Raw genomic sequence first — 6,952 nt, 5'->3', positions numbered from 1 at the left:
GCTGGATATCTACGCCAAGGACGGCGACATGCAGATGACCTACACTGTCGAACCCTACGAAAAATCGAAATATGCGTGGCTGGTTTTCGGCTGGGCGAAGGCCGAGTAGGCGGCGCGCAGCATTCACCACGTTCGTCATCCTCGGGTCTCCGCGACGGAGCTTCGCTCCTGCTCCGCCTGTGGATGACGAAGGCGGGAGAGGCTTCCGCTAACCCCGGAGTCAGCGATGGTTGACCGAAACGGAAGATGACATCTTCTGGGTCGCGCCACTGAATGTCACGGCTTTTCATCCATCTCGTATCCTCGTATACGAGATGGAACCAGCCGACCGAGGAGACCGCATGAGCCCGCCGCCTGAAACCGTGCCGTTTTTCAGCCAGTGGGAAACGCCTGACATGACGCTGGACGTGCTCGCCGACGGCGCGGATGTTGCGCTCAGGCGCGATCCGCTGTGGAGGCGATCCGGGGCGGAGACCCTCGACGAATACGCAATCTGGGCCGCCAACATCTGCGGCATGGCCTGCCTCAAGATGATCCTGGCCAGCCGCGGCGAGATCGTGCCGACGATCGAACTTGCCAGGCGCTGCACCTTATATGGCGGCTATGTCGTCAATGAGGGATCGATCAAGGGGCTGATCTACGCGCCCTTCGTCAGCTTCGTGAAGGAAGCCTTCGGCCTGCGCGCCGAGGTGATGACCAATGTCGCCACATCAGACATTCCGGCGATCATGCAGCGGACGCGCTTCTTCATCGCGTCGGTCAGCAGCTCGATCCGCTGGCCCGAGCGAGAGCCGCCCTCGAAGGGCGGCCATCTGGTGCTGATCACCGCGGCATCCGACGAAGGTTTCCGCTTTCACAACCCGTCCGGCCATGAGCCCGCCACACAGGCAGACGCAGTGTTGTCACCGGCCGATTTCGACCGCTTCTTTGCCAATCGCGGCATTGCCGTCGCCATTTGATTTTTTGACAGTCGAGGGATTTCGATGACCGACAAGACAAGAGTGGCCATCCTCTATGGCGGGCGTTCGGCCGAGCACGACGTGTCGCGCCTTTCGGCCGCCAATGTGCTGAAGGCGATCGACCGCACGCGCTACGATATCGTGCCGATCGCCATTTCGCGAGGCGGCAGGTGGCTGCTGCAACAACTCGATCGCGCCGCGGCGATCGGCGATGAGGCGGCAGGGGCGCCGGCCTCCGAAGACGGCCCGGAGGTTGCTTTGTTGCCCGGAGGCAAGGGCCGGCTGGTTGCGGTGTCGCGGGATGGTACGCAGCCTGAGCTGCCCCCCATCGACGTCGTGTTCCCGGTGCTGCACGGGCCGTTCGGCGAGGACGGCTCGGTGCAGGGCTATGCCGAGGTCGCCGATGTCGCCTATGTCGGCTGCGGCATTCTCGCCTCGGCCGCCGCCATGGACAAGGACGTCGCCAAGCGGCTGATGCGCGAGGCGGGACTGGCGGTTGCCCGCTCCGTCACCGTGCATCGAAACGGCAAGCATTCCTTCCAGGAGATTGCCGGGACGCTCGGCCTGCCTTTCTTCGCCAAGCCGGCGCGCCAGGGCTCGTCCTTCGGGGTCAGCAAGGTGAATGACAGGGACGGCTTCGAGCAGGCCATCGACACGGCTTTCCGCTACGACGGCAAAGTGTTGATCGAGGAATTCGTCGAGGGCCGCGAGATCGAGTTCTCGGTGCTGGAGCGCGCCGACGGGTCGCTGACGGTGTCGCTGCCCGGCGAGATCATTCCGGCCGGCAAGCACGGCTTCTACACCTATGAGGCCAAATATCTCGATGCCGACGGCGCGCTGGTCAAGGTGCCCGCCGATGTCCCGGCCGATGTGGCCGAAAAGGCCAGGGATATGGCGCGGCAGGCGTTCCAGGCGCTTGGCTGCGAAGCCATGGCGCGCGTCGATTTCTTCCTGCGCGCCGACGGCAGCCTGCTTGTCAACGAGGTCAACACCATTCCCGGCTTCACCGACATCTCGATGTATGCCAAGGCGCTTGCCGCCTCAGGCATCGGCTACAGCCAGACCATCGACGTGCTGATCGAGCACGCGCTGGCCAGGCATGCGGCGCGCTGATCCGATCGGGCGAGCCTGACTTCCATTTAGCCCTTCGGGAGCGGCCGGTGCGGGCCGGATCATTGCCTGTGAGCGAGGCGTATTTCATCGTTGGCTAAAGTTGCACGTCCGCTCTATATGCCCGATCATGGCATTTGGCAGGGAGGCATCACGTGGCCAATCGTCGAAACGGCACGGCGTCTCCGGCTGATGGGCTGGGGGACGCCCTTTCAGCGGCCGCGCCCCATCCGCGAACCTCTTTGCCCAATGTGGCGGCCATCGTCACGACAGTGGCGGCACTGTATTTCGGGCGCGAGGTTTTCCTGCCGATCGCCATCGCGCTGCTGCTGACCTTCGCACTGGCGCCGCTTGTCGCAGCGCTAAAAAAGGTCGGCATTCCCCGGATTGCCGCCGTCATCGCCAGCGTGCTCGGCGCCTTCGCGGCGCTTGGCCTGTTCTCCTTCATCGTCGCCACGCAGGTCAGCGAACTGGCGCAGAACATCCCGGTCTACCAGACCAACATCCTGACCAAGATCCGCTCGCTCAAGGAGACCGGGGGCGGGATCCTTGCCAGACTGAGCAAGGTGGTCGAGCGGGTCGGCCAGGAGATCGACAGGCAAGACCCCTCGCTGCCGGCCGCCGCCCCGGAAAAGCCGCCGCGCGAGCCGGTGCCGGTCGAGATCGTCGCGCACGAAAGGCCGCTTCAGGTCCTGCAGAATGTCGTCGGGCCGCTGATCAGCCCGCTTGGGTCGGCCGGGCTGATCATCGTCGTCGTCATCTTCATGCTGCTCGAGCGGGAGGATCTGCGCGACCGCTTCATCCGGCTTGTCGGCTACGGCGACCTCCACCGCACCACCGAGGCGCTTCAGGATGCCGCCAAACGGGTGGGCCGCTATCTCCTGATGCAATTGGTCGTCAACATCGTCTACGCCATACCGATCGCGATCGGGCTCTGGGCCCTCGGTATTCCCAATGCGCTGCTGTGGGGGCTGCTGGCACTGGCGCTGCGTTTCGTTCCCTATATCGGCCCGATCATAGGTATGCTTTTGCCGCTGTTCCTGGCGCTGGCCGTGGCACCGGGCTGGTCGCTCGTGCTGTGGACAGCCGCCCTGTTCGTGGTGATGGAACTGATCACCGGCAATGTCATCGAACCCTGGCTCTACGGTTCGCGGACGGGACTGTCGCCGCTGGCGATCATTGTCGCGGCGATTTTCTGGACGTGGCTCTGGGGGCCGCTCGGGCTGATCCTGTCGACGCCGCTCACTGTCTGCCTGGTGGTGCTGGGCAGGCACGTGCCGCAGTTTGAATTCCTGGACGTGCTGTTCGGCAACGAGCCCGTGCTCGAACCCCATGCGCGCCTGTACCAGCGGCTGCTGGCCGGCGATCCGGAAGAAGCCACCGATCATGCCGAGGAGATGCTGGAGGAGAAATATCTGGTCGAATTCTATGACAAGGTTGCCATTCCGGCGCTTCTGCTGGGCGAACAGGACCGTGTGCGCGGCGTCATGGGCGATTTGCAAAGGCGGCAGGTGGCGGCCAGTGCCCTGATGCTGGTCGCCAATCTCGACGACAGCGCGCAGGAGGAGGCAGGCGAGGAGGAGGGGCCGTCCGTGGCCGCAGAGGCGAGCGACGATGACGATCCCGGCGGGGAGGACGAGACCGAACTGCCCGATGGCACGGATATGTCCGTGCTTTGCGCCGGGGGGCGTGGCGAGCTCGACGACGCCGCTGCCGCGATGCTGGCGCAGGTGCTGGAGGTCCAGGGCGCGACGGTGTCGAAAGCCAGCTTTGCCGATATGGAACCCGCCGGCATTCGCCGCCTTGAGCTCGAAACCGTCGACACCGTCGTGGTCGGATTCCTGAACCGGGATTCCATCAAGCACGCCCGCTTTCTGGTCCGCCGGCTGAAGCGTGCGAAGGCCGCACTTCGGGTGGGAATCGTGTTCTGGTCGGAGGCCGACAGCGAGGACAAGGAGACGGCGGGCAAACTGGCGCGTGACATGAACGCGGATTTCGTGGCGCATGGCATGGTCGACGCCGTGCTGGGCGCGCTGTCAAACGAGCCGCCGGTCGCGCTCAAGCTTGTCGCCAAACGGCGCATGCGGCGACAGCGGGCCGCGTCCAAGAAGGTTACCGCGGCAGCGGCGGGTTGACCGAAATCGGCGGAAGGCCCATGGAACCAGGCGGCCCTCCGCGCGGCCTTACGGATTAGCTACCCGTCGGCGGTGAGAAATGCTCGAAATTCGCCCAGCCCAGGAAGCCGACCGGTCGGCGATCGTGCAACTGTGGCATCAGGGCTGGCATGATGCCCATGCGCATCTGGTTCCAGCCGAAATCCTGGCGTACCGAACGCCGGCGCATTTTGCGCTGTGGCTGGAGCAATCCACCGATGCCTTCCATGTGGCGGCTGCCGATGGATTGCTTGGCTTCGTCTCGATAAACGGGGCGGAGCTGGTCAAACTCTATGTAAGCCCGCAGGCACGGGGAAGCGGAACCGCCCGCGATCTGCTGTCTTATGCCGAGCATCTCTTGTGCGAACAGGGCGTGGCGGAGGCCGAGCTTTTCTGCACGGCGGGAAATGTCCGCGCGCAGAGATTTTATGCCCGCGAAGGATGGCGCTTGAACCGCAGCTTCGAAGACGCACTTTGGCTGCCGGATGATGTCGCCGGCAGGTTCACCGTGGAAACCCACTGCTATCGGAAGCATCTGGGCTTTCGTTAGCATCACTATTCGGAACGAGCTTGGCGAGATTGTCGCGGACGCTGGAGCAGGCGCCCCCTACCGGTCGACCATCGCCATGCCCCGCTCGGTATAGCGCGGGCCGGAGATTTTTCCCGGCGCGAGCGCTTCGTTGAGCGCGGCCATCTCGGCGGCATCGAGTTTGATAGCGGCGCCGGCGACGTTCTCTTCCAGGTATTTTCTGCGCTTGGTGCCGGGGATCGGCACGATGTCGATGCCAAAGCCGTCGCCCTTCGCCAGCAGCCAGGCCAGCGCGACCTGGCCGGGCTTGACGCCGCGGGCAGCGGCGATGTCGCTCACCTTGGCGGCCGCCTCGACATTGGCGTCGTAGTTTTCGCCCTGGTAGCGCGGGTCGTTGCGGCGATAATCGCCGTCGGGATAGTCTTCCGCACGCTTGACCTGGCCGGTGAGAAACCCTCGGCCGAGCGGCGAGAACGGCACCAGGCCGATGCCGAGTTCGCCAAGCAGCGGGATGATCTCCGGCTCCAGATTGCGCTCCCACAGCGAATACTCACTCTGCAACGCCGACACCGGATGCACGGCATGCGCCCGGCGGATGTTGGCTGCACCCGCTTCCGACAGGCCGAAGAAGCGCACCTTGCCTTGCGCGACGAGTTCGCCGACGGCGCCCGCGACATCCTCCATCGGCACCGCCGGGTCGACGCGGTGCTGGTAGAGCAGGTCGATACGGTCGGTTCCGAGGCGGCCGAGCGAGGCTTCCACCGCCTCTCGAATGTGCTCGGGCCGGCTGTCGGTTCCGGTCTGCTTGCCGTTTTCGATGCGGAAGCCAAATTTCGTGGCGATCGTCACCAGGTCGCGCTTGCCCTTCAATGCCCGGCCGAGCAGGGCTTCGTTGTCGTAAGGGCCATAGACTTCGGCGGTGTCGAGGAAGGTGCAGCCGAGGTCGATGGCACGGTGCAGCGTGGCGATGGATTCGGCCTCGTCGGCCGGGCCATAGGACTGGCTCATGCCCATGCAGCCGAGGCCGATAGCCGAGACCTGCAGCCCCTGGCTGCCGAGCTTGCGTGTTTTCAGGGTCATGGCAGGCGTTCTCCGGAGGGGGCGCAGCGATTATAGCGTCAGCAGGTTCAATCGATACGCCTATTAGATCACGATGTGGCTATTCGATCAGGATGTGGGCTTCGCGCGCTGCTTCGACGAGCGCCGCCCTGGCGACGTCGGGGGCAACATCGCCGCTCGTCGCCCGCTGGCAGGCGCGCAGTGCGGACCGATGCTTCGGGCTGCCTGCGTCACGCCAATGTGTGGTGAGCAAATCAATGGCCTGCTGTGTGTTGGACAGATGATGGATGGAACCGGTGACGCCGACCGAAACCGCCACAGGTTTGGAGAACCATGCCGTTTGCATTGGAACCACCTCAATTGGGCTGAAGCAATAAACGCTTATGGCCGCTCAAGGTTTCGTCGCTACCAATCAATCTGGCGTGATAGATTGCCGATACCCCCAGCGGCATTGGGCCCCACATTGTCCGCGGGGCTCACATGTTCGAGGCGACATCGCGGGTGGGCGGTGTTTTGGGTTTGTGGGCGGCGCGTTGCCGCGTCGCCTGGTGGGCAGGGCGGGGTTTGACCGTGTTCACGGTCGTGGGCGCCTGCGCCTTGCGGCGCTTGAGCCAGTTGGCTGACAGTTCGGCAAGGAGACTGCGCAAGTCTTTCACGACGTCCTCCTCTTGTAGGGCGACAAGGTAATTGCCGTCGCCCCAACTTGTTCCACCGCAAACTCCTTCCGCCAAAAATAAAAGTTCTTGCCGGCGAAAGCGGTCGGGCATCACCTGCCGATATAGGCGGCCAGTTCGTCCGGCGTCCCGTTCGGGAAGGCCTGTTTCAGAAAATCCAGGAACGCCGACACGCGCGGGCTGAGCAGCCGCCGGGAGGGGTAGAGCGTCCAAAGAGCGATCTCAGGGGCGTCGATGTCCCCCCAATTCACCAACGTGCCGTCAGCCAAATCGTGGGCCACCAACGAAATGGGAAGACGTGCCGCACCGACCCCCGCCCGCACCGCATCGCGCACCATAATGAGCGTTCCCAAAGCGAGGACCGGCTCGATTTTGATCGTCGACCGGCCACCCTCGGTCTTCACGTGCCATGTTTGCCGTTCGCCTTTCCCGCGCGCAACGGCAGGGGCCGGTCCACCGGTGCGAGGA

8 protein-coding genes are annotated in these 6,952 nt (G+C 64.2%); 4 read left to right on the top strand and 4 right to left on the bottom strand.

Annotated elements, in window-relative coordinates:
- The first annotated feature begins 341 nt into the window (after positions 1-341).
- From EN879_RS18665 to EN879_RS18650, 4 genes are all read left to right on the top strand, one after another.
- On the top strand, positions 342-959 hold the full coding sequence (locus EN879_RS18665; protein ID WP_024501618.1) for a C39 family peptidase: 618 nt from the start codon (positions 342-344) through the stop codon (positions 957-959).
- Between the two features lie 24 nt (positions 960-983).
- Positions 984-2,072 carry a D-alanine--D-alanine ligase family protein gene (locus EN879_RS18660; protein WP_063168569.1) on the top strand — a complete coding sequence of 363 codons (1,089 nt, stop codon included), beginning with the start codon at positions 984-986 and terminating at the stop codon, positions 2,070-2,072.
- Positions 2,073-2,224: 152 nt separating this feature from the next.
- Positions 2,225-4,204 carry an AI-2E family transporter gene (locus EN879_RS18655; protein ID WP_063168568.1) on the top strand — a complete coding sequence of 660 codons (1,980 nt, stop codon included), beginning with the start codon at positions 2,225-2,227 and terminating at the stop codon, positions 4,202-4,204.
- Between the two features lie 79 nt (positions 4,205-4,283).
- Entirely contained in the window at positions 4,284-4,772 is a 489-nt protein-coding gene (locus EN879_RS18650; RefSeq protein ID WP_027160744.1) for a GNAT family N-acetyltransferase, read from the top strand.
- A 57-nt stretch (positions 4,773-4,829) separates the two neighbouring features.
- On the opposite strand, the gene EN879_RS18645 is transcribed toward EN879_RS18650, so the two are convergent.
- From EN879_RS18645 to EN879_RS18630, 4 genes are all read right to left on the bottom strand, one after another.
- On the bottom strand, positions 4,830-5,831 hold the full coding sequence (locus tag EN879_RS18645) for an aldo/keto reductase (RefSeq protein WP_063168567.1): 1,002 nt from the start codon (positions 5,829-5,831) through the stop codon (positions 4,830-4,832).
- Positions 5,832-5,910: 79 nt separating this feature from the next.
- Positions 5,911-6,156, bottom strand: coding sequence for a DUF982 domain-containing protein (locus EN879_RS18640; RefSeq protein ID WP_013530762.1), 246 nt, complete (start codon positions 6,154-6,156; stop codon positions 5,911-5,913).
- Positions 6,157-6,286: 130 nt separating this feature from the next.
- Positions 6,287-6,577 carry a hypothetical protein gene (locus EN879_RS18635; RefSeq protein WP_013530763.1) on the bottom strand — a complete coding sequence of 97 codons (291 nt, stop codon included), beginning with the start codon at positions 6,575-6,577 and terminating at the stop codon, positions 6,287-6,289.
- Positions 6,577-6,952: LysR substrate-binding domain-containing protein (locus EN879_RS18630; protein WP_245493838.1), on the bottom strand; the 376-nt coding region annotated here is incomplete at its 5' end. The genes EN879_RS18635 and EN879_RS18630, both read right to left, overlap by 1 nt.

Origin of the sequence: Mesorhizobium sp. M7A.F.Ca.AU.002.02.1.1 (genome assembly GCF_003998535.1) — a bacterium.
Taxonomy (GTDB): domain Bacteria; phylum Pseudomonadota; class Alphaproteobacteria; order Rhizobiales; family Rhizobiaceae; genus Mesorhizobium; species Mesorhizobium ciceri.
This window is presented reverse-complemented; position numbering and strand designations above follow the sequence as displayed.

Excerpts from the sequence above, each read along its gene's own strand:
- EN879_RS18635 (WP_013530763.1), bottom strand. The coding sequence starts at position 6,577 with ATGCCCGACCGCTTTCGCCGGCAAGAACTTTTATTTTTGGCGGAAGGA.
- EN879_RS18665 (WP_024501618.1), top strand. The coding sequence starts at position 342 with ATGAGCCCGCCGCCTGAAACCGTGCCGTTTTTCAGCCAGTGGGAAACG.
- EN879_RS18660 (WP_063168569.1), top strand. The coding sequence starts at position 984 with ATGACCGACAAGACAAGAGTGGCCATCCTCTATGGCGGGCGTTCGGCC.
- EN879_RS18645 (WP_063168567.1), bottom strand. The coding sequence starts at position 5,831 with ATGACCCTGAAAACACGCAAGCTCGGCAGCCAGGGGCTGCAGGTCTCG.
- EN879_RS18650 (WP_027160744.1), top strand. The coding sequence starts at position 4,284 with ATGCTCGAAATTCGCCCAGCCCAGGAAGCCGACCGGTCGGCGATCGTG.
- EN879_RS18640 (WP_013530762.1), bottom strand. The coding sequence starts at position 6,156 with ATGCAAACGGCATGGTTCTCCAAACCTGTGGCGGTTTCGGTCGGCGTC.